The organism is Verrucomicrobiaceae bacterium, assembly GCA_016713035.1.
Lineage (GTDB): Bacteria > Verrucomicrobiota > Verrucomicrobiia > Verrucomicrobiales > Verrucomicrobiaceae > Prosthecobacter.
On record JADJPW010000004.1, the window covers coordinates 400,988 to 420,700 of the forward strand.

General features: G+C 58.1%; 18 protein-coding genes and 1 pseudogene. 9 read left to right on the forward strand and 10 right to left on the reverse strand.

The window, feature by feature from the left end:
- Positions 1-77: 77 nt before the first annotated feature.
- Together IPK32_15895 and IPK32_15900 are read right to left on the reverse strand one after the other, a co-directional pair.
- Positions 78-404 carry a hypothetical protein gene (locus IPK32_15895; protein MBK8093413.1) on the reverse strand — a complete coding sequence of 109 codons (327 nt, stop codon included), beginning with the start codon at positions 402-404 and terminating at the stop codon, positions 78-80.
- A complete protein-coding gene (locus tag IPK32_15900; GenBank protein ID MBK8093414.1) occupies positions 401-1,186 on the reverse strand; it encodes a hypothetical protein in 786 nt (261 codons plus the stop codon). Before IPK32_15900 ends, IPK32_15895 begins: the two co-directional genes overlap by 4 nt.
- A 12-nt stretch (positions 1,187-1,198) precedes the next feature.
- Between IPK32_15900 and IPK32_15905 the strand changes: the two genes are divergently transcribed.
- Entirely contained in the window at positions 1,199-1,441 is a 243-nt protein-coding gene (locus tag IPK32_15905) for a hypothetical protein (protein MBK8093415.1), read from the forward strand.
- Between the two features lie 208 nt (positions 1,442-1,649).
- On the opposite strand, the gene argS is transcribed toward IPK32_15905, so the two are convergent.
- Both argS and dusB read right to left on the reverse strand, forming a co-directional pair.
- Positions 1,650-3,401, reverse strand: coding sequence for an arginine--tRNA ligase (gene argS, locus IPK32_15910; protein ID MBK8093416.1), 1,752 nt, complete (start codon positions 3,399-3,401; stop codon positions 1,650-1,652).
- Positions 3,402-3,795: 394 nt separating this feature from the next.
- Positions 3,796-4,809 (reverse strand): tRNA dihydrouridine synthase DusB, encoded by a 1,014-nt coding sequence (dusB, locus tag IPK32_15915; GenBank protein ID MBK8093417.1) that lies wholly within the window; start codon positions 4,807-4,809, stop codon positions 3,796-3,798.
- Between the two features lie 151 nt (positions 4,810-4,960).
- Here dusB and IPK32_15920 point away from each other — a divergent pair, with 151 nt between their 5' ends.
- Complete coding sequence (locus tag IPK32_15920; GenBank protein ID MBK8093418.1) at positions 4,961-5,650, forward strand: SGNH/GDSL hydrolase family protein; 690 nt, start codon at positions 4,961-4,963, stop codon at positions 5,648-5,650.
- Between the two features lie 19 nt (positions 5,651-5,669).
- On the opposite strand, the pseudogene IPK32_15925 reads toward IPK32_15920, so the two are convergent.
- Together IPK32_15925 and IPK32_15930 are read right to left on the reverse strand one after the other, a co-directional pair.
- Positions 5,670-6,641 (reverse strand): annotated as a pseudogene (locus tag IPK32_15925) (sulfatase-like hydrolase/transferase).
- 3 nt (positions 6,642-6,644) lie between these two features.
- The gene (locus tag IPK32_15930) at positions 6,645-6,986 is read right to left on the reverse strand and encodes a sulfatase-like hydrolase/transferase (protein ID MBK8093419.1); all 342 of its coding nucleotides are present in this window, start codon (positions 6,984-6,986) and stop codon (positions 6,645-6,647) included.
- 149 nt (positions 6,987-7,135) lie between these two features.
- On the opposite strand from IPK32_15930, the gene IPK32_15935 reads away from it, so the two are divergent.
- The 3 genes from IPK32_15935 (at position 7,136) to IPK32_15945 (ending at position 9,220) form a co-directional block, all read left to right on the forward strand.
- A complete protein-coding gene (locus IPK32_15935; protein MBK8093420.1) occupies positions 7,136-7,576 on the forward strand; it encodes a hypothetical protein in 441 nt (146 codons plus the stop codon).
- A gap of 104 nt (positions 7,577-7,680) precedes the next feature.
- Positions 7,681-7,998, forward strand: a complete 318-nt coding sequence (locus tag IPK32_15940) for a hypothetical protein (GenBank protein ID MBK8093421.1) — start codon at positions 7,681-7,683, stop codon at positions 7,996-7,998.
- A 22-nt stretch (positions 7,999-8,020) separates the two neighbouring features.
- Positions 8,021-9,220 (forward strand): hypothetical protein, encoded by a 1,200-nt coding sequence (locus IPK32_15945; protein MBK8093422.1) that lies wholly within the window; start codon positions 8,021-8,023, stop codon positions 9,218-9,220.
- Positions 9,221-9,223: 3 nt separating this feature from the next.
- Here IPK32_15945 and IPK32_15950 read toward each other — a convergent pair whose 3' ends face one another.
- Complete coding sequence (locus IPK32_15950; protein MBK8093423.1) at positions 9,224-11,806, reverse strand: c-type cytochrome; 2,583 nt, start codon at positions 11,804-11,806, stop codon at positions 9,224-9,226.
- A 409-nt stretch (positions 11,807-12,215) separates the two neighbouring features.
- Between IPK32_15950 and IPK32_15955 the strand changes: the two genes are divergently transcribed.
- Positions 12,216-13,904, forward strand: a complete 1,689-nt coding sequence (locus tag IPK32_15955; GenBank protein MBK8093424.1) for an SUMF1/EgtB/PvdO family nonheme iron enzyme — start codon at positions 12,216-12,218, stop codon at positions 13,902-13,904.
- A 9-nt stretch (positions 13,905-13,913) separates the two neighbouring features.
- On the opposite strand, the gene IPK32_15960 is transcribed toward IPK32_15955, so the two are convergent.
- Entirely contained in the window at positions 13,914-14,693 is a 780-nt protein-coding gene (locus IPK32_15960) for a DUF1080 domain-containing protein (protein ID MBK8093425.1), read from the reverse strand.
- Positions 14,694-14,803: 110 nt separating this feature from the next.
- Between IPK32_15960 and IPK32_15965 the strand changes: the two genes are divergently transcribed.
- Positions 14,804-15,784 (forward strand): tetratricopeptide repeat protein, encoded by a 981-nt coding sequence (locus IPK32_15965; GenBank protein ID MBK8093426.1) that lies wholly within the window; start codon positions 14,804-14,806, stop codon positions 15,782-15,784.
- A 118-nt stretch (positions 15,785-15,902) separates the two neighbouring features.
- Here the strand turns inward: IPK32_15965 and IPK32_15970 are convergent, their stop codons facing one another.
- Entirely contained in the window at positions 15,903-17,048 is a 1,146-nt protein-coding gene (locus IPK32_15970) for a cytochrome P450 (GenBank protein MBK8093427.1), read from the reverse strand.
- Between the two features lie 166 nt (positions 17,049-17,214).
- On the opposite strand from IPK32_15970, the gene IPK32_15975 reads away from it, so the two are divergent.
- Positions 17,215-18,132 (forward strand): TIM barrel protein, encoded by a 918-nt coding sequence (locus IPK32_15975; protein ID MBK8093428.1) that lies wholly within the window; start codon positions 17,215-17,217, stop codon positions 18,130-18,132.
- A 43-nt stretch (positions 18,133-18,175) separates the two neighbouring features.
- Here IPK32_15975 and IPK32_15980 read toward each other — a convergent pair whose 3' ends face one another.
- Positions 18,176-18,856 carry an rRNA pseudouridine synthase gene (locus IPK32_15980; GenBank protein ID MBK8093429.1) on the reverse strand — a complete coding sequence of 227 codons (681 nt, stop codon included), beginning with the start codon at positions 18,854-18,856 and terminating at the stop codon, positions 18,176-18,178.
- Between the two features lie 107 nt (positions 18,857-18,963).
- Here IPK32_15980 and IPK32_15985 point away from each other — a divergent pair, with 107 nt between their 5' ends.
- On the forward strand, positions 18,964-19,698 hold the full coding sequence (locus IPK32_15985) for a DUF1080 domain-containing protein (GenBank protein MBK8093430.1): 735 nt from the start codon (positions 18,964-18,966) through the stop codon (positions 19,696-19,698).
- Positions 19,699-19,713: the final 15 nt, after the last annotated feature.

A 19,713-nucleotide genomic window follows, 5' to 3' on the forward strand; every position in this document is an offset into this window, starting at 1 on the left:
CGATTGAGCCCATCTGTGAAACCTGCGTAATCTGTGGATAAAAAGGGGCCAGCGTGGTGAGTGCGGTGATTCATTGATCAAAAAACATGCCGAATGACCAGCCCGGCGCAGACGCTGGCCGTATTGGCGAGCAAGGCCGCCATCCAAGGCCTCCGCACGCCCAACCCGAGCCCCCAGAGTGCCTCGCCCATCACCGCAAAAGTCTCTGCAACGAGGAAAAGCAGCAGATACGGGCCACCCGCCCAAGGAAGGCCAAACCAGATGATCGGATGCGTGATCGTGCTCGCACCGAAGGCATAGAGAACACGCTTTGGCAGCGGTAGCTCCCTTCCCGCCAGCAGATACACCGGCACCTCGACGATCTGCGTGAGGAGAAACGCCTCATGCCACTCATGGATGCTCATGCGGGCACCTCCTCACCACCTGGTCGCTCCACAAACAGCCATGTGACCGCGATCAACTCCAGGTAGCCGTGAAAGAGCGCCATGCGCAGGTAATTCTCCCTCGCGGCAGCCAGATCAAACACCGACCACAGTGCGATGCCCAGGGCGATAAACAGCGCTCCCACCAGCAACGGCGTCCCCATATCCGCCTGCAAAGCGCGGGCGCTGGCTCGAAAGGTGCGTGGCGTCTCCTGCGGCCGGTCATCCTCCGGGATCAGCCGCAGCCACACGCCGTAGTGAACCGATTGAGCAAAAGCAAACAGCAGCACCAGCCGCAGCGCCCACGGCTCTGCCAACCCGGGAGCAAGAAACGAAAGATGATAATCCGGCCCCAGGCCCGCCGGTTGCCACGCCATGCCTCGCTCCCACGGCACGAGCCAGCCCATGGAAAGCAAAACAGAGGCAGTGAGAAACAGCAGCGGCACCACCGCCTGCGCACGCATTTCCCTCCGTGGCCGCCAGCACCACCACAGCATCACCGCGATGAAATTATGCGCATGGGCAAAAATCAGTGCCGCCAGATCCCCCACAGACCATGCCGCAGCCAGCAAGACGGCAATGACCGCTAAAGCGATCACCTTCCGCCACCACAAGCCGCGAGCCAGCACCGCCATCGCCGCACAGGCACTCAGCCCGCTCGTCATGGTGTAGCTGGAGGCTCCCGCCAATAACAAAGGAACACCCACCGGCAGCCACAGGTCACGGCGCCGATGCAGCCCCGTCCGCAGCACCAGGTAGCGCACATCCGCCACCAGATGCGGCACCCCGAGATGACTGGCCCCAGCGCCAACAGCCAAAATGGCGAAATCAGCGTCGCAGCGAGCGAAAATCCCACCACACCGCAACCCGCCACCATCACCCGCAGCTCACGCCGCCGCACCAGCGGCTTCGCCAGCGGGCCGAGCAACTTCAGCATCGCCCAGCGCCCCCAGTCCAGCGGTGCTAAGACCGCTGAGACATTCGCTGGCAGCTTGGGTTCCAGGCTCATGAGATGGTGATTGACGGTCTTTGTGCGGGCTGTCAGCATTCTGCCGTCATGAACATCAAACGCCATCTTTTTCCATTCCTCGGCTCCCTCGTCTTGATCGCCGACGTCACCCCCCCCCAGGTCCGACTCCCAGTCAGCCCTCCAGCCCAGGCTGCACTATGCGGAAGACATCCCAATCGACTGCGGCCATCAAAATGCCGAAGCCAAAGAAGGCCTGATCACATCCGCTCCGTCGTCTGGATGCCCAGCAGGCCGAGACCGGTCTTCAGCACACGGCTGGTGGCTTCGCAGAGCGTGAGGCGGGTGTTTTTGACGGTGCCTTCAGCTCGCAAGACGTTACAGGCTTCAAAGAAGGCATGGTAGGCCGAGGCCAGCTCGTAGAGGTAGTTCGCGAGCAGGTTCGGCCGATGGTCGTCGAGGATGTCGTGGGCGTTTTCGGCGAATTGGGCCAGTTTCATCGCCAGGGCACGCTCAGCGGGCTCGGTGAGCACTAAATCGGGCGTGAGGGTGACTTCGCCATCGAGCTTGCGGAAGATGCTGCGAGTGCGGACGTAGGCATTCAGCAGATAAGGCGCGGTGTTGCCTTGTAGGCTCAACATTTTGTCCCAACTGAATTTGTAGTCGGTAAGGCGGTTCTGGCTGAGCTCGGCGTATTTCACGGCTCCAGAGCCGATGATGCGGGCGATCTGGTCTTTTTCCTCAGCGGTGAAGCCTTGCTCTTTTTCATCGGCAGCAGCGCGGGAGCGCTCGATGGCCTCGTCGATGACCTCCAGCAGGCCCACGGTCTCGCCGCTGCGGGTTTTGAACATCTTGCCATCCGGCCCCAAAATGCTGCCAAAGGCGATGTGCGTCATTTTTGTGGTCACACCGCGACGCTGCGCTGCGGCGAAGACCTGGCGGAAGTGCAGCTGCTGCGGCGCACCCACGACATACCAGATCTCGTCCGCTTTCCACTCCCGCACGCGGTAGTCGATCGTAGCGAGGTCCGTGGTGGCATAGAGGAAGCCGCCATCGCCTTTGCGGATGATGCACGGCGCGGCCTTCCACTCGTCCTTCTCCTTGATGAGGAAGGGATCGGCCTCCGGCTTCACGCTGCCATCGCTGAACACGACCGTCGCACCGTCACTGATGGTGGCGATGTCCTTTGCGAGCATGTCAGCCACCAGCGGGGCCAAAGCGTCGTTGTAGAAGCTCTCGCCCAGGTAGTGGTCAAAGCTGATGTCGAGCGTGGAATACACCTTTTCGAGCTGCTCCAGTGTGAGCCGCACGCACTCCTTCCAGATGGCGAGATTCTCGGCATCGCCCTGCTGCAGCTTCACCAGCTCGCCTTTGCAAGTCTCCAAGACGCTCTCATCCGCCTTCGACGCCGCATTGACGGCTTTATACACACTCACCAGCTCATGAATCGGGTCCGCTTTGAGCTTCGCCTGATCGAGCTGCGTCTTCCAGCCATGGATGATCATGCCAAACTGCGTGCCCCAGTCGCCGACGTGGTTGTCGGTGATGACCTTGTGCCCGATGAAGCGGGCCACGCGTGCCAGCGAGTCACCGATGAAGGTGCTGCGGATGTGGCCGACGTGCATCGGCTTGGCGATGTTCGGCGCGGAGAAATCGACCACGATGGTCTTCGGCTGCACCACCGCTGGCACGCCGACTTTGTCATCAGAGACGATCACCGCGAGCCTTTGCGCCAAAGCAGCCGCACTGAGCGTGAAATTGAGGAACCCAGGCCCGTCGATGCTGGTCTTTTCGCACAAATCCGCCACGTCCAGCTTGTCCACGATCTGCTGCGCCAGCGCCCGCGGATTCGCCTTCACCTGCTTCGCCAAAACCATCGCCGCATTGCTCTGGTAGTCGCCGTAGCGAGCATCAGACGCGATAACGACATTCGGAGTGAAGCCAGCAGGCAATTCGATGCCTGCCGCAGAGAAAGCAGCTTGGAGACGGGACGTAAGGACAGCGCGGAACATGGGGAGCGGACAGTGAATGACGAAACCAGAATGTCGAATGCGGATTCAGTGGCTCAAACACGCAGCTGAGCCCGCCGCCGGGCTTCTTCGATGACGGCCACTGACAAACGAAAGCCTGCCGCTTGCAACTGGCTCAAAGCACCCTCGAATGAAACGAGTCCACGCCTTCTGGGATGTCCAAGGTCACAGTCATGCGCTGATCTATCACACGCCGCAGAATGTCGCAACTCAGTTGGCAGACCCCGAAACAACTTCGGCAAGTAGCCTCCAAGCACACCTTGAGGATAAAAACTGAAAGTAGCCGTTAGACGGCTGCTGCGGCCTATTTCCATGCATCCCCAGTCATTCTCAAGCCAGTATTTGAAAGTAGAATTGAAAGCTGCCGCGTGAAACTTCAGGGCGCTGTCGCTTCTTCCTGTGCCTGCATGAGCTCCTCTTGATGCCTGAAATATGCGGCGAGGATGTCATCTAGCTGCGCGAGGCTGGAGACGTGGCTGAAGTGCTGACGGAGCCATTTGCCGCCAGGGATGGACTTGGTGTAGTTCATGAGGCGGTTCCGCATGCTGCGGATCATCTCGAATTCTCGGCCTCGGCCATCATGGGCGATGGCTTGTTGGCAATGGCGGCGCATGAAGTTGAAGCGGTCCTCGATGCTGGCGGGTGTTGCCTGCTGTCCGGTGGCGAGGAAGTGCTTCGCCTCACCAAAGACCCACGGATTCGTCATGGCGGCGCGGCCGATCATGATGCCACGCACGTTCGTCTGCGAGCGGCGGAGCTGCACGTCTTGGCCGGTGTGAATGTCGCCATTACCTATGACGGGGATCTTCACAGCGTCGGCGACCTGGGCGATGACTTCCCAGTCGGCGAGGCCGGTGTAGCCCTGAGCACGGGTTCGGCCATGGACGGCGATGGCCTGGATGCCGCTATCCTCCAAAATGCGTGCGACTTGGACGGCGTTGATGTTTTCGGCGTCCCAGCCGATGCGCATCTTGGCAGTGACGGGGATGGGGACGGCCTTGGCGACCTCTGCGGCGACATTTTGGAGCAAGGGACAGTCTTTGAGCAGGGAGGAGCCGCCGTTTTTGGAGACGACCTTGTTCACCGGGCAGCCGAAATTGATGTCGATGAAGTCGGGCTGCTTCCAGTCGATGATTTTCCGCGCGGCCTCGCCCATGCGCACCCCATCTGCCCCGAAAAGCTGCACTCCGAGCGGGCGCTGGGCATCATCAAACTCGGTATAGTGCCGGGTGCGGTCATCACGCTGCAAAATGCCCTCTGCGCTCACAAACTCAGTCACCATGACATCCGCGCCTAGCTCCTTGCACATGCGTCGAAAAGTCACGTCCGTGACACCCGCCATGGGAGCGAGGTAGAGGGGAAAGTGACCATTGGAGAGCCAGGAAAGCATGCTGGCTGGCTGATAAATGACGAATGCAGAATGTCGAATGGATAGCTGCTGTCATTCTCGCCCCTCGACACCTCGGCCCTAAGAAGTGAGGTCAGCTATTGACATGCTTTTTTGAGCAAATGTCTCTGGATGTCGCGTTACTGCCAATCTCATGAAATACGCCCTATTCCTCCTCTTGTCCTTCGCACTGACTCTTCAGGCCCAGAGCGAAAAACCGGAGGCCAAAGGGAAGATCAAGCGTGCGGCGAGTACTGTGACCGCTCCGATCCAAGATGTGGCTGGTCTGCCACGCGTTTTGCTCATCGGGGACTCGATCTCCATGGGCTACACACTGCCGACTCGAAAGCTTTTGGAGAAAAAGGCCAATGTGCACCGCATCCCACAAAACGGCGGACCGACCAAGAACGGCACAGCAAACATCGAAAAATGGCTCGGAACTGGGAAGTGGGATGTCATTCACTTCAACTGGGGCATCCACGACTTGAAATTCATGCCTGATGGCAAACGCCAAGTCGAGGCGGCTGATTACGAGAAGAATCTCCGCACTCTCGTAGCCCGCATGAAGCAGACTGGCGCTACACTCATCTGGGCCAGCACCACGCCGATACCGGAAGGTGAACTGAACCCATCGCGCCGCTTTGGCAGCGTCAAGGAATACAACGACATCGCCGCCCGTGTCATGGCCGAGAACGGCGTCATCATCAATGACCTCAATGCATACATAGCGCCTGAGTTCGATCGTCTGCACAATCCCAAAGACCTGCACTACGGTGCTGAAGGCTATGAGTTTTTGGCCAAGAAAGTCGCAGAAGAAATCTCCAAGGTTCTGGCCACTCGATAGAGATTCCTAAAGCCCTGCATCACTTCGCCTTCTTTGCCGCCCGCTGAGGCGATGTAGGATCTTCATTCGGCGTGCCGGGCCAGAGCGGAGTCACGTTTTTCGCGTTCCAGTCGTCCCAGGCATTCGAGAGCTCCGCGACGAGCTGCGGATGCTCCGCGGCGAGATTTTTCGTCTCACCGATGTCAGCGTCCAAATCGAAGAGCTGCCATCCGGACTGCGTTTTGGCCTCAAAGTCGCGGAAATCGACAAGTTTCCATTTTCCGCGTCGGATGGCCTTTTGCGGCCCGAAGCGCCACGCGAGTGATTCATGCGGTGCGTCGGCTTTTTCGCTTTTGAGGTGCGGGAGGAGGTTTACGCCTTCGGTTCCTTTGGGCGCTTTCGTTCCTGCCACACTCGCGGCCGTCGGCAGCACATCGAGTGCGCTCACGGGATGCTCATACACCTTGCCCGCAGGCAGCTTGCCGGCCCAAGAGACGAAAAACGGCACGCGGATGCCGCCTTCAAGCGCCTGGCCTTTGTCGCCGCGCAGGGGTGTGTTGATGCCGGTGTTTGTGGCAAAGAACGGGCGCTTTCCGCTGCCGCCGTTGTCGCTGAAGAAGAACACGAGCGTGTTCGGGTGCTTCGCTTTGAGTTCCGCCGTGATGCGGCCGATGGCGTCATCGAGTCCGAGCAGCAGCGAGAGATAACCGCGCCGTGCGGGATTCTTCACCTCGGCTGGCAGACGGCTCTGATGCTTCTCCACGATCTCCAGCGGCGTGTGGACGGCGTTATAGGCCAGGTAAAGGAACCACGGCTTGCCACTGTGGCGATTCATGAAGCTCAAAGCCTCATCCGTGAACAAATCCGTCGTGTAGCCATCAAGCTTCTGCGGCTCGCGACCGCGATAGATGAGGTCGTGCGAGTGCGCCGTGCCGAATTTTGGCTCCGCGTCCTTGTGCAGCAGGAAATTGTGCCCGCCGACGAGAAAGCCGAAGTACTCATCAAACCCGCGCGACTACGGATGATGCGCCGCATCGAATCCTTGGTGCCATTTGCCGATCAAGGCCGTCGCATAGCCTGCGTCGTGCATCACATTCGCGATCGTGCGTTGATCGAGCGGCAGGCCGAGCTTTGCCTCATCGCCCACATGCGGATTGAACTCATGCCCGAACCGCGTCGCCGCCTTCCCGGTCAAAAAGCCCGCCCGCGAAGGGCTGCAATACGGCGCTGAGACATACCCACTCGTGCACCGCACCCCCGATGCCGCCAGCGCATCAATATTCGGCGTCGGCACCTCTTTCCCGCCATGCACGCCGATGTCCGCGTAGCCGAGGTCGTCGGCGATGATGACAAGCACATTCGGCTGCGCCGCGAAGAGCGAAGGGCAGAGGGCAGAGGGCGAAGAGGAGGAAGAGGCGTTTCATGTCAGTGGACATAAACAACCGCTTGAAGCCCCTCTGTCAGTCTAAGATTGAGTTTTTAAATCAGCCTGTTAGCCTCGCGTTCATGAACACACTTATTCCATTGAGCCTCTTCATGCTGTTCACATTCTTCATGCAGCGTCGGGATCAAAAAGCGATTGCAGCTTTGACCGTTGAGGAAAAGGCCCGCCTGATGGATCAACAGATCAGCAGTTCGGCTATCGTTTCCCTCCTCCCTGTCATAGGCATGCTCGGTTATGTGGCATTCACAACCGTGTGTAACCCCTCCATCTTTGGCATGAGTGTGGCCTTGGTGATTTACATGTTGTTCATTTTTGCCTCCACGGCCTACACCTCGCATGCCGTCATCCAGAAACAGTTGTTAAAGGCATCACTGCCGGAGTCCTTCATCCGTCACCGCAGCAGATCAGCCATGCTACAGACCCTCGCGATGGGAGTGTTTCTAGCATGGATCATGGGCAGCTATTTTTTCTCAATGCGGGAGATCAATGCTCTCATGCCTTGAGAACTTTCACGGACAAGCCTTGTCTCCAGGAAAGTGTTTTCGTTGATTTGGGGCAGCCAAAGATCGGGGGTTGAGGTTTCAGAACGGGCGAATAGCATCCAAGAATGAAATTGAACGAGTCCAGCTCCCTGACGCCCCTTGGCCTGCCAAGGGCGTTGTTTTGGGACACCGACCTCGCGACGCTTGATCTCACCAAACACGAAAAGCAGGTCATCGCCCGCGTGGTCGAGCGCGGGGGCTTGGAAGGCTGGCACAAAGTGCGCAGGCACTATGGGGACGAGAAACTCCGCCAAGTGGTCACGAAACTGCGCACGCTGGAGCCGCGCACGGTCAATTTTCTCTGTCTGATGCTCAATCTCAATCGCGAGGACTTCCGATGCTGCACTTCGAGACCCTTCCCACTGGCACCCTGGGTCTCCTGAAAATCTTTTCAAAGCTCCGGTCATGAAGTCGCTTAGCGGGGTCAAAAAGAAGATTATCTACCTAGATCAGTGCTTGCTGAGCCGAATGGTGAAGATGCTCGACCCGGATTTCCCAGAATCTCGGAAGCTCCAACCTAGTTTTGACTTGGGGTTCGTGAGGGCTGCTTTTGAAAAGCTGCATCAGTTGGTGAAGCTACAGTTGATAGTTTGCCCAGAGTCGCCTTTTCACCGCTTGGAATCCTCGATTCTTGATCCAGAAAAGCCCGCTGCATTTGCTCAACATAAGCGCGTTTGGGAACTGTTATCTGGACGAACTTCATTCCATTACTGGGATTCCATTCGAAATGCCCAAGTCATTGAGTGTGCGGATGCGTGGCTTGGCGGCGCATCGGTTTCTGGAATCAATCAAATCCATGCAGTGACTGGTAGACTTCATGATTGGCCGAAAAACAAATTCAATATCACTCTCAACTGGTATCCATCTGTTGAAGAAAAAGAGGGAAACAAAAACCAGGGGGAGCATTATCGCAAAAAAATCAGCTCTCTTTATGCTGGATGGCTAAGAGATAAGCCTTCGTTCAGAACTATGTATGAGAAGGAGCTTCGTGCTCTTGGTGATAGCACGCGCCAGCTTTACATTAAAGTATTGGGTTTGAGATTGAAAACAAACGAGGGAGATCCAGCAGCCGAAAACGAGTTCTTCAATTTGATGATGGGATCTGAACTGAGGCTGCTACGAGAATTGAGGGAACGTTTTGAGAGGCATGTGGACACAAAGGGCGATGCATTGAGCACTGCTTTGATCTTCTTAACATCGGGAGAAGTGAGCGGATGTCCTTACATTCAGCTCTCGAGCCTGATGTATGCAGAGATTTCGCAGCGGGTGATTGGAGGCAACTGGAGGTTGGATAACGACATGCCTTTGAACGACGTGTCTGCAATCGCTGCCTACTTGCCATACTGCGATGCAATTTTTGTCGACTCACAGATGCACGGATTGCTCAAGTCCAAAAGGGTTAGGGGGCTGTCATACTGCAAGGCGCTAGTGCATTCGACGGACAACAAGGGGGAATTTATTGCTTATTTGGATTCAATCCTTAATGAGGCACCAGAAGAGCACCTTGAGATCGTTAAACGACTATACGGTGAGCGTTGGCTTGAGCCATATTTTGATGTGCTTAAACATGATAAAGCAAGGCAGGCAGAGGATGACGAGGAATAGGCACTACTTCGTAAACATCGCGTGCTCCTTGTTTCCGCCGCTGAGGACGTAGGCGAGGAGGTCGAGGATTTCGTCTTTCTTGAGCATGGCGAGGAGCATCGGGGGCATGGGGGAGACTTTGCTGAGCTCGATGCTTTTCACTTCTTTGCGATCGACGTTCACGCGCTGGTTGGGGTCGGTGAGGTCGGTGTTGAGGGTGACGCCGTCGCCGCTGAGATTGACGACTACGCCGGTCATGATGCTGCCGTCGTTTTTGGTGACGACGATGGGGGCGAACTGCTCGTTGATGACGTTGCTGGGGTTGATGATTTGATCGAGCAGGTCGTGGGGGCTGTAGCGTCCGCCTGCGCCGGTCAAATCAGGGCCGGTCATGCCGCCAGCGTTGCCAAAGCGGTGGCAGGTGTAGCAAGCGGCGGCGCTGAACATCTTCCGGCCATTGTCATAGCTGCGGCCTTTCATGCCGGTCTTAGCGGCGGCGCTGAGTTCATCGAGCGTCCACATCGTCGGAGTGCGGCCCACGAACATGGCGCCGACGTTTTCGATGGCGGTTTTGCGTTCGGGCTTTTTGGCGATGAGTTCGGCGAACTGCGTTTTCTCGGCGTCGGTAAAGGTGGCGAGGCTGTCGTTGCGGATGAATTCGAGGAACTTGTCGAAGCTGGCCCCACCTTTGTAGTTCGCGGCTTTGAGGAACCATTCGAGCTGCTGCGTACGCAGTTCCGGTGTCCAGCCAGCGGTGAGGAAGCGCAGGCTGCGCGCATACTCCATCTGCGGCTCTTGGCTTTCGGCGGCGGCGATGAGTGCCATGCCTTTCGCGGCGGCATTCGGTGCCTGGAGGTAAGCGAGTGTTTCGGTGAGCAGCCAGTTGAGCTCGAAGTTGTCCGCCGGATACGCGGGATCGAGTTTTGCGATGATCGCGGCGACGGTGGCGTCGTCCGGATTGCCGAAGCGGTGCAACACGATCTCCGTGAGGCGCACATAGGCGAGGCGTTGCTCGGGCGTGAGTTTGGTGAAGTCGAGCTTCAACAGCGCGGCGAGGATGGCATCGCGAGCGGCGGTGTTGACGACGTGGTTCGCCTCACGATGCGTCGCGCAAACGCCCGTGCGGCGTGTGAGAGCGAGCAGGGCTTCGAGCTGCGCGGTGGTGTTGGTTTCGGCGAGCGCTTTGTCCTGCCATTCGACAAGCGGTTGATGCTCCAGCACCGTGCGGGCAGCAGCGCGGATGTAACGATCCGTGCTGCTCAGATGAGGCCAGGCTGTCGCTACGGCTTTGGGGTCTTGTTTGCCGTGGAAGGCTTCGAGGGAGCGGCGGTCAAGCTGTGCGGCGTCTTCTGGCGTGGTTGCGGTCCGCATTTTGATGGGTGAAACCAAATCCGTGCTCTCTTTCCCCACATAACTCACCCGATACAGCCCGCTCTGCACGCGGCGGCCGCCAATGGTAAAATACATCGCGCCATCTTTGCCGATGATGGCATCGCTGACGGGCAGCGGGCCGCCGGTGACGAATTCTTCCTTGGTGGCGGTGTAGGTGCTGCCATTGGGCTTCAGATGCACGGCGTAGATTTTGCCCCAGCTCCAGTCGAGCACATAAAAGGCCTCTTGGTATTTCGCGGGGAACTTCGCGCCGTAGCCAAAGGTGCAGCCGGTGGGCGAGCCGGGGCCGATGTTCAGCGTGGCGGGCAGGTTGTCATAATAGAACTCGGGATACTTGCCCGCGCCGTTGCGCCAGCCAAATTCCGCGCCGCTGACGACGTGGTTGATGCGCGTGGGGCGATACCACGAGGTGTTGAAGTCATACTCCATGTCGGCGTCATACACGAACAGCTCGCCATCGCGGTTCACGCCGCCGTCGTAGATGTTGCGGAAGCCGCTGGCGAAGATCTCGAAGGTCTTTCCATCCGGCGTGAAGCGATACACGATGCCGCCGGGAGCCATGACGTGGCGGTTGTGGCCGCGACCGTCTGGCATGCGCGGAAGCAGGTGGTCATCGCCCCACAGCTTCGCGACTGGCGAGCTGTCCGGCGTGCCGGCCTTCGGGCCTTCTTTGAGCACGGCGTTGTTGCCGCTGATGAGGTAAAGGCCCTTGCCGTCCGGTGTCTTTAAAATGGCATGCACACCGTGATCGCTGCCCGCGTCGAACTCGCGCAGCATCTCGACCTTGTCGGGCATGTCATCGCCGTTGCTGTCGGTGATGCGATAGATGCCGCTGGGGATCTTTTTCTCGTAATCGTTCACGCCGACATACAGCGCCCCGAAGGCGAAAAGCATGCCGTTCACGCCGCGGATGTCCGCGGGCACTTTTTCGATGTCGCCCTGGCTCAGTGTCTGGCCTGCGGCGGGCGATTTGAAGCGGTAGAGCATGCCATACTGGTCGCTCACGTAGATGCGGCCTTTGTCATCGGTCGTCAGATTCACCCACGAGCCCTGTTCTCCGCCCGGCACGCTGTAAATCAGCTCCACCTTGAAATCCGGCAGCGTCTTGATGTTCGACACCGGCGTCGCCACATTCGCCCCGATGGCAGGCCCGACCGCATCGGGGCGTTTGGGCTTGGCTTTGCCCTTTCCCTTCCCTTTGGCGTCTTGGGCCATCAAAGAGCACGGCAAAGCCAGGGCGGAGAGTAGCAGAGAGGTAAAAAGCAGTCGTTTCATGGTGGGTGTGGCGTGGTTAAACGTCCGCCCTCGTCAAAACCTGCCAGCAAAAGCTGTGTCGGATCTGGCAAACATCTGCGTGTGTATCAGACTGACGATCGGTCATAACTGGATGCGTTTATTGTCGGTCTTCCCTTTGTCATCGGGTTCTAATGGAAAAGACATTTCTTTGATAGGGGATTCGACCGAGTTCGGAAGTCAAATTTCAACCACACCCGACCAATCGGCACATGGTAACCGCCAAGTTTCGTTCGTTTACTCCTATGAAGCATGGCCTGTGACTCTCCAGCCCAGTCGTGCCTCAAGACACACCTTACTTACGCTCGCCATGTCACAAGCACCATCAAATATGAAGTTCGCCGAGCTTCATTATCAGCGCGGACGGGGGCCTGTATTGGCGCTCTGGGTGCTGGTAATGCAAAGCCTGTCATTGGCGCTTACACCGTTCGATTTCATCACGGTTGGAAATATCGGGAACGCCTCCGATTCTACGGGCTATGGCAGAGTAGATTATGCATACCGGATCGGAAAATATGAAGTGTCGCTAAACCAGTATGCGTCATTTCTCAATGCGGTCGCTGCCTCTGACACCTACAATTTGTACAACACACAACTGGGCACGGATCTCAATGTGGCGGGCATCACCCGTTCGGGTTCTCCAGGCAGCTACTCATATACGGTGATTGGTGATGGCAGCCGTCCTGTGACATACGTTAGCTGGTTCGACGCGGCCCGCATGGCGAACTGGATGCACAATGGCGAGCCAACTGGCTCACAAGACCTCTCGACGACTGAAGCGGGGGCATACCCCCTCAGTGGAGCAACATCGGGCATCATCAATCGCAATCCTGGCGCACGGGTCTATCTTCCATCGGAGGATGAATGGTACAAGGCCGCTTATCACGACCCCTCGCTAAATGGGGGCACTGGAGGATACTGGCTGTATCCGATGCGCAGCAATACCACGCCTGGAAATCAGATCGGTTCGCTGCCCAATCAGGCAAACTATTACACGGCAAGCTCAGCCCCCTTCGGTCTGCTGTCGGTGACGCAGCAAAACACGACAAATTCATCGCAAAACTACCTGACGGCTGGTGGAGCATTCTCAGCCTCGGCCAGCGCCCATGGCACTTTTGATCAAGCAGGGAATGTTTACGAAGTCCTTGACGCCTCATCCGGTTCAAACCGCATCATCCGAGGGGGGACCTGGTGGGCAAACAACTCCGGAGCGCTGCTTCAGATGCAGGGCGCAGGGCGCAATCAAATCGCACCCGCCACTGAAAACAATGTCTTTGGATTTCGTCTTGCGGGTAGCAGCAGCCCCGAGATCGAGGTGATGCACTCCGAAGTGAATCTGATAGACGGGGATTCCACGCTGGACTTTGGAAGCGTGATCATCGGCACTCAGGGGATCATCCCGCTCATCATTCGCAACACCGGCACCGGGCCTTTGACCATTTCCGGAGCAACATTGGATGGAGCACAGGGAGCTGAGTTTGGCACGAACTTAGTCCCACCCGTCATCATCGCTGCCGCGCAGGAGATTCAAATACTGGTTTCCTTTGTGCCTGCGGGCAGTTCCACCGGGACACGCGCTGCGTCGCTCCACTTTGCAAACAGCGATGTTGACGAAGGGGTGTTTGATCTAGCTCTGACAGGAGTGGCTTATTCGCCAACGACTGACTTTGACAACGACGGATTGAATGATGCCGCAGAGTACAAGCTCGCCGCGCTCGGCTTCGATTGGCAGACTGATCAGACTGCACTCGTCACGACATTATTCTCAGGAGCGAACAGCGCAGGATTGTACAGCAACACGCAAGTACAGGAACTAAATGTCGGCACACCGCTTTTGACCCGAAATGCCACAACGGGAGCTTTCAAACTGACCTTGGGCATTCAAAAATCGGCCAACTTGATCAACTTCACTCCATTCCCGATGACGGTGCCACAAATCCAACTCAACGCGCAGGGGGAGCTAGAGTTTGAATTCACTTCTACGGACAATGCGGCTTTTTACCGGTTGCAGGCCAAATAGCCGACTCGATCAGCGGCTCTTCTTGGCTTCCGCTTTCTTCCCTTTGGCCTTCTTCTTCGCGGCCTTTGCCTCGATGATCTGGGCATCGCTGGGGATGGGATGAGTGGCGAAGTCGATCACTCCACCCTCCGGCAGTTCTTTGAGCATCACGTCCTTGATGTGGACCTCCATGGCGGGACCGCGATGAATCTGGAAGGCGACCAGGCCTTCGAGCGTGCGTTTGACCTCCTCGAAGTCAGTGAGCTCCATCGTCGTTTTGCCATCGATCTGGTGCACGAGATGGTTTCCCTTCGCGATGACGGTGTACTCATGCCACTCGGCGATGTCGGCCTCGACGGGATCATGCTCGCCCGCGAGCCATTTCACGCCGGAGGGGTCGATGACGACGCTCTGCCCGTTTTGCGAGACGATGCCGCGACCGCCTTCCTCATACATCATCGCGCGGTAGGCGGCGTTCGGGTGGATGTCGCACTGGTAGCCGCGAATGGACCATTTTTTGTCGGTGTTCTCGCTGCTGCGGTATTGGATACCGGTGTTGTTGCCCTTCTGGCGGATTTTGGCCTTCAATTCGAAGTTTTTGACCTTCCCACCACGCCAGATGAGGAACTGATTATACGCGAGCTGCTCCGGCCCCGTGGTGGTGCCGACGATTTCTCCGTTTTCCACCTTCCACAGCTCCGGATTGCAATCCCAGCCAGTGAGGTCTTTGCCGTTGAAGAGTGGTTTGAAGCCGTCCTGAGCCAGGGCGGAGGAAAAGGCGAGTACAGCGAAGAGAAGGAGGCGATTCATGGTGGGCGCGGTAGAACGCACGTAGAAAGCGGTGTTTGCCCAAAAACGCGTAAAAACAACCTGACAACCACACACTAGACATCCTGCCACGACGCGTCATTGATCCGGGCATGGCTATCGCAATCGAAGCATTCACTGTCGTCCTAAGAAACGAGGCAATCGTTCACCGCTATCCGGGCGGTGCAGAGGCTTTCATCATGAATGTGCCGAACCAGACTTTTTGCGCGGACTCGTCGCTGGCCCGAGTGAGCTTTACCGATGGTGAGGAGGCTAGCGCTTTCATGGAGGAGCTGGAGTCGATGGGGCTCAGTGTATCTGACGGGCATGATGCGGTGCTCTGTGATGCCTTTGATCAAAAAGTCAGTCCACCGTGCCCGTGGCTCTGCCTGGGGACTTATAAGGAGGCCACCATCGCCTGGATCAATGGCGAGAATGTCCGCACGGTGGTGGGGCCGCGTGATTGGGACCCAGAAAAGGCGGGTGAAAAGCCCGCTGAAGATGGTGAGGCCGCACGCGAAGCGAAGGCACAACGTGAGCAGGCGACCCTGGATACGATCTTCCAGCAGGCAGGCCATGTCATCACCTCAAACGTGCGCAATCCCGGCTCTCCCGTGGACAAAAAGTCCTCGGTCGAGATCCAGCGTGCCATCGAGCAGCTCGAGATCGTGCTGGACCGCTCTGGCGAGAATTGGCGGCTGCTCTGGCTCATCGGCAAAGGCTGGCATGCACTGGGCCGCTGCGATAAAGCGATGGCCGTGCTCTCTCGTGCCTACGAGATCGAAAAGAATGAGTCTGTGATCCCGCGTGAACTGTGCGGTGCCCTACTGGAGCTAGGTCGCAGCGCAGAGGCGGTGAAGACGGCTGAGGAAGCTGTAGGCCAAGATCCGCTGAACCCCGAGCTGCTGGGTAATCTGGCAGTGGCCTATCTCATCCATGGCAATGCCCAGGCTGCGCAAAAAACGATGCGTGCAGCCCTCAAGCAGCAGCCGCAAAATGAGGTGAATCTCACGCTCATGGGCATCATCACAGAGGTGGCCGAAGGCAAGCGCCCGCAGCCGAAGAACCTGTTTGAGCTGACGGGCGTGGAGTGAGGGATTCTTCAGTTCCCGGTTCTCAGTTCGCTGTTCGCTGTTTTTTCTGGCTGGGCTCAGCAAAGACCAAATCATGATTTTGTCTTTACGGCGGACTCAGTAGTCAGGTGACCACCGATTAAAGAGGGTCCATTTTCACGAGCAGCGAGTCATATCCGAGTGTGCGGTCAAACTTCGCTTCGTGCTCGATGCGTTCTTCGGCTTTGAGGATGTGGATGCGGCGGACACGGTCGCAGAGGAGCTTCAGGAGCGTGCGCAGGATCAGGCGTGCGTGTGGGGCACCGAGGCAGAGATGCGTGCCAAAGCCGAAACTGAGATGGGGATTGGGTTTCCGGTCGAGCCGCACCTCCGCAGGCGCGGGGAAGGCCGCTTCGTCGAAGTTCGCTGAGGACCAGCAGAGGGAGATGCGCTCACCTGCTTTCACCGTGACGCCATTCACATCCGTGTCGGCGGGGCACACACGACCGATGTGGGTGAGTGGCATGAAGACACGGAAAAACTCCTCACTGGCGAGTGTGATGCGCTTCGGATCGGCCCGCAGGAACTCCAGCGCCTCTGGATGCTCTGCCAGATAACCGAGGGCACAGGAGATGGTGTGAATGATCGTGTCACGACCGCCTGCGAAGGCCAGATTGGCAAAGCCCATGCATTCCTCACGCGTCAGCCGACTGCCGCGATACTCCGCATTCACCAGCGCGGAGAAAAAGTCCGCCCCACCTGGATTCGCCGCTGCTTCGTCAAATTTCTGCGTGAGGTAGTCTTCCAGCACGGTGCCTTTTTTGAACTCTCCGCCAGTGACTTTGAAGACATGGATGCCCCAGCCGATCCAGGTGTCTGCCTCGCTCTCGCTGGTATTGAGCAGGTAGGTCAGCGCCCGCGACTGCACGGGCAGGGCGAATTCATTCACGATCTCGATGCTCTCGCGACTCAAGGCCTGGTCGAGCATGCTGCTGAGGAGGCTTTCCACCTGGGCGATCATGGCGGGCTCCTTTGCCCGCTGGAAAAAGGGCTCCACGATGGCGCGGTAGTCGGTGTGCTCTGGCGGATCGGTCTCGATGGGGAGCTGGCGCATGCTGCGCACGTCTTCCTCTGATGGGATGGGCACGCGGAAGGGCACATTCGAGGTGTAGGTCTGCCAGTCCTTTGATGCCTTTCGCACATCTTCATGGCGGAGGATCATGGTGATGTTTTCACCGTGAAATGGGCACTGCATCACGCCCGTGCTAGCGCGGGCTTCTTGGAAAGGATCTGAAAAAGCGGACATGTGATGTAAATAACGAAGGAGAGCCCAAAATGGCGAATGAAGCCCTGGAGGAAAGCACAGCTTGCGGGCAATTCTTGCGCCCCAGGTGCTCATTCTACGAGCGAAAGTGCTCGGCGGCGGATTTCCTCGTGACAGCGGCCTACGGCGCTGTGTAGGCTGCGGGGCTATGTCGAGCCCATCCATCACCACGCCTGCTTTTTCTCGCCGTCAGTTCGGCACACTCGCTGGAGTGAGCGCCGTCGCCGCCATGCTGCAAAGTCAGCTCACTGCCGCAGATCAAGCCGCAGGTGGCAAGGGCAAAGTGCGCCACTCCGTGTGCAAGTGGTGCTACAAGGACATCCCGCTGGAGGATCTCTGCCTCGCAGCCAAAGAGATCGGCCTTGGCTCCATCGAGCTGCTCGATCCGCCAGATTTTGCCACGGTGAAGAAACATGGTCTGCACTGCGCCATGGTCAGCTTTCCGACCATTGATGGACCTGATGGCGTGAAGATCGGCCCCATCCCGAAGGGCTGGAATCGCGTGGAGCATCACGACCTGCTCGTGCAGGCCTATGAGCCGCTTTTGCAGGCTAGCGCGGAGGCGGGCTTCACGCAGGTCATCTGCTTCAGCGGCAATCGCGATGGCATGAGCGATGCGCAGGGGCTGGAGAACTGCGCACTGGGCCTCCAGCGCCTGCTGCCGCTGTGTGAGAAGCTTGGCGTCACGCTGGTGATGGAGCTGCTCAACAGCAAAGTGAACCACCCGGACTACATGTGCGATCACAGCGCCTGGGGCGTCGCTTTGTGCAAAAAACTGGGCTCACCGCGCTTCCGCCTGCTCTATGACATCTACCACATGCAGATCATGGAGGGTGATGTCATCGCCACGATCCGCCGCGATCACGAGTTCTTCGCACACTATCACACGGGTGGCGTCCCTGGCCGCGCCGAGATCGATGAGACCCAGGAGCTGAATTACCCCGCCATCATCCGTGCTATCCAAGAAACTGGCTATACCGGCTGGCTGGGCCAGGAATTCATCCCAAAGCGCAGTGACAAGCTCGCCTCACTGAAGCAGGGCGTGCAAATCTGCTCCGTGGAGTGAAGTGGGTGCCAGTGATTCCCCGCATGGTCCGAGCGAGACTCACTCACGCCTCCACTAGCCGCCACTCGCCCTCCGCGAGTCCATCGAGCGTGTATTCACCCACACGCTCGCGGTGCAGATGCTCCACATGCCAACCCTGGCTGGCAAACATGCGCCGCACCTGGTGGTAGCGGCCCTCCGTGAGCGTCAGGCGTGCGCTGCGTGCATCCAGGATTTCCAGCTTTGCGGTTAGGCAGGGCTTTTCCTCGCCACGGAGCATCACCTCGCCACGGGCGAATATTTCAATCAGGCCTGGCTCCAGATCGCGGTCCAGAGTGGCGATGTACACCTTCTCCACCGCCGACTTGGGCGAAGTATGCTGATGCACGATGCTGCCGATGTCCGTTACCAGCAGCAGTCCGCTCGTTTCTTTATCCAGTCGGCCCACACTCGTCACGGCGGGGTTTCGCCGCAGCCACTGATCCGGCAGTAGCTCATAGATCGTGGGGCCTTCGTCGCCATTGTGCGTGCAAACATAGCCGATGGGCTTGTGCAGCACCGCTAGCAGACCATCGGGGGCCTCCAGCGGATCATCATCCAGCGTGATCGCATGCGCATCGACACGCATGTCCGCCCTATTCAGTGTCACGCCGCCGCACTTCACCCGGCCATCCTTGACGAACGCCGCAGCCTCGCGACGTGAGCAGTAACCGAGGGAGGAGAGAATCTGATCGAGGCGGCGCATGGAGGAAAACTATGTCCCCATGCTCCACAGAAGGCGCTTTGCCAAGTGCCCACGACATCAGAAGCGCGAAAGAAGCTCCGCGCTGCCTGCGACTGAACAAGACCGCTATGAAACACACCGCATCGCTCATCGCCGCCTTCTTCTCACTCGTCACCCTCCACGCCGCCGAGCCTCCCGCTGGCTTCAAGGCCATCTTCAATGCCAAAGACCTCACTGGCTGGTATGGGCTGAATCCACACAGCGTCCAGAAGCTCACCGGTGAAAAGAAAGACGCTGCGCTGAAAAAAATGCGCGAGGAATTCCCCACCAACTGGAAGGTCGAGAACGGCGAGCTGGTCAACTACGGTCACGGCCCCTACGCCACCACCGAGCAGGAGTTCGGCGACATGGAGTTCCTCATCGAATACAAGACCGTCGCCAAAGCCGACAGCGGCATCTACCTGCGCGGTGTGCCGCAGGTGCAGATTTGGGATAAAAATCAGGTCTTTGATCCAGCGAAGCCCACACGTCGTCCGCATCTCGGTTCCGGCGGTCTTTTCAACAACACACCCGATACTCCAGGACGTGATCCGCTCGTGATCGCTGACAAAGAATTCGGCGAGTGGAATAGCTTTCGCATCCGCCAGATCGGAGCCCGCACCTGGGTGTGGCTGAATGACAAGCTCGTCGTCGATGGTGCTCCGATGGAGAACTATCCCGATAAAGCCATCCCCTACCCCGCCAAAGGCCCCATCATGCTGCAAACCCACGGTGGCGAGATCCGCTGGCGGAATCTCTTCGTGCACGAAATCGACGCGGATGAGGCGAAAAAGATCCTCTCCGAAGCCGACGCCAAAAAATAGCCCGAGTGGCCAAGC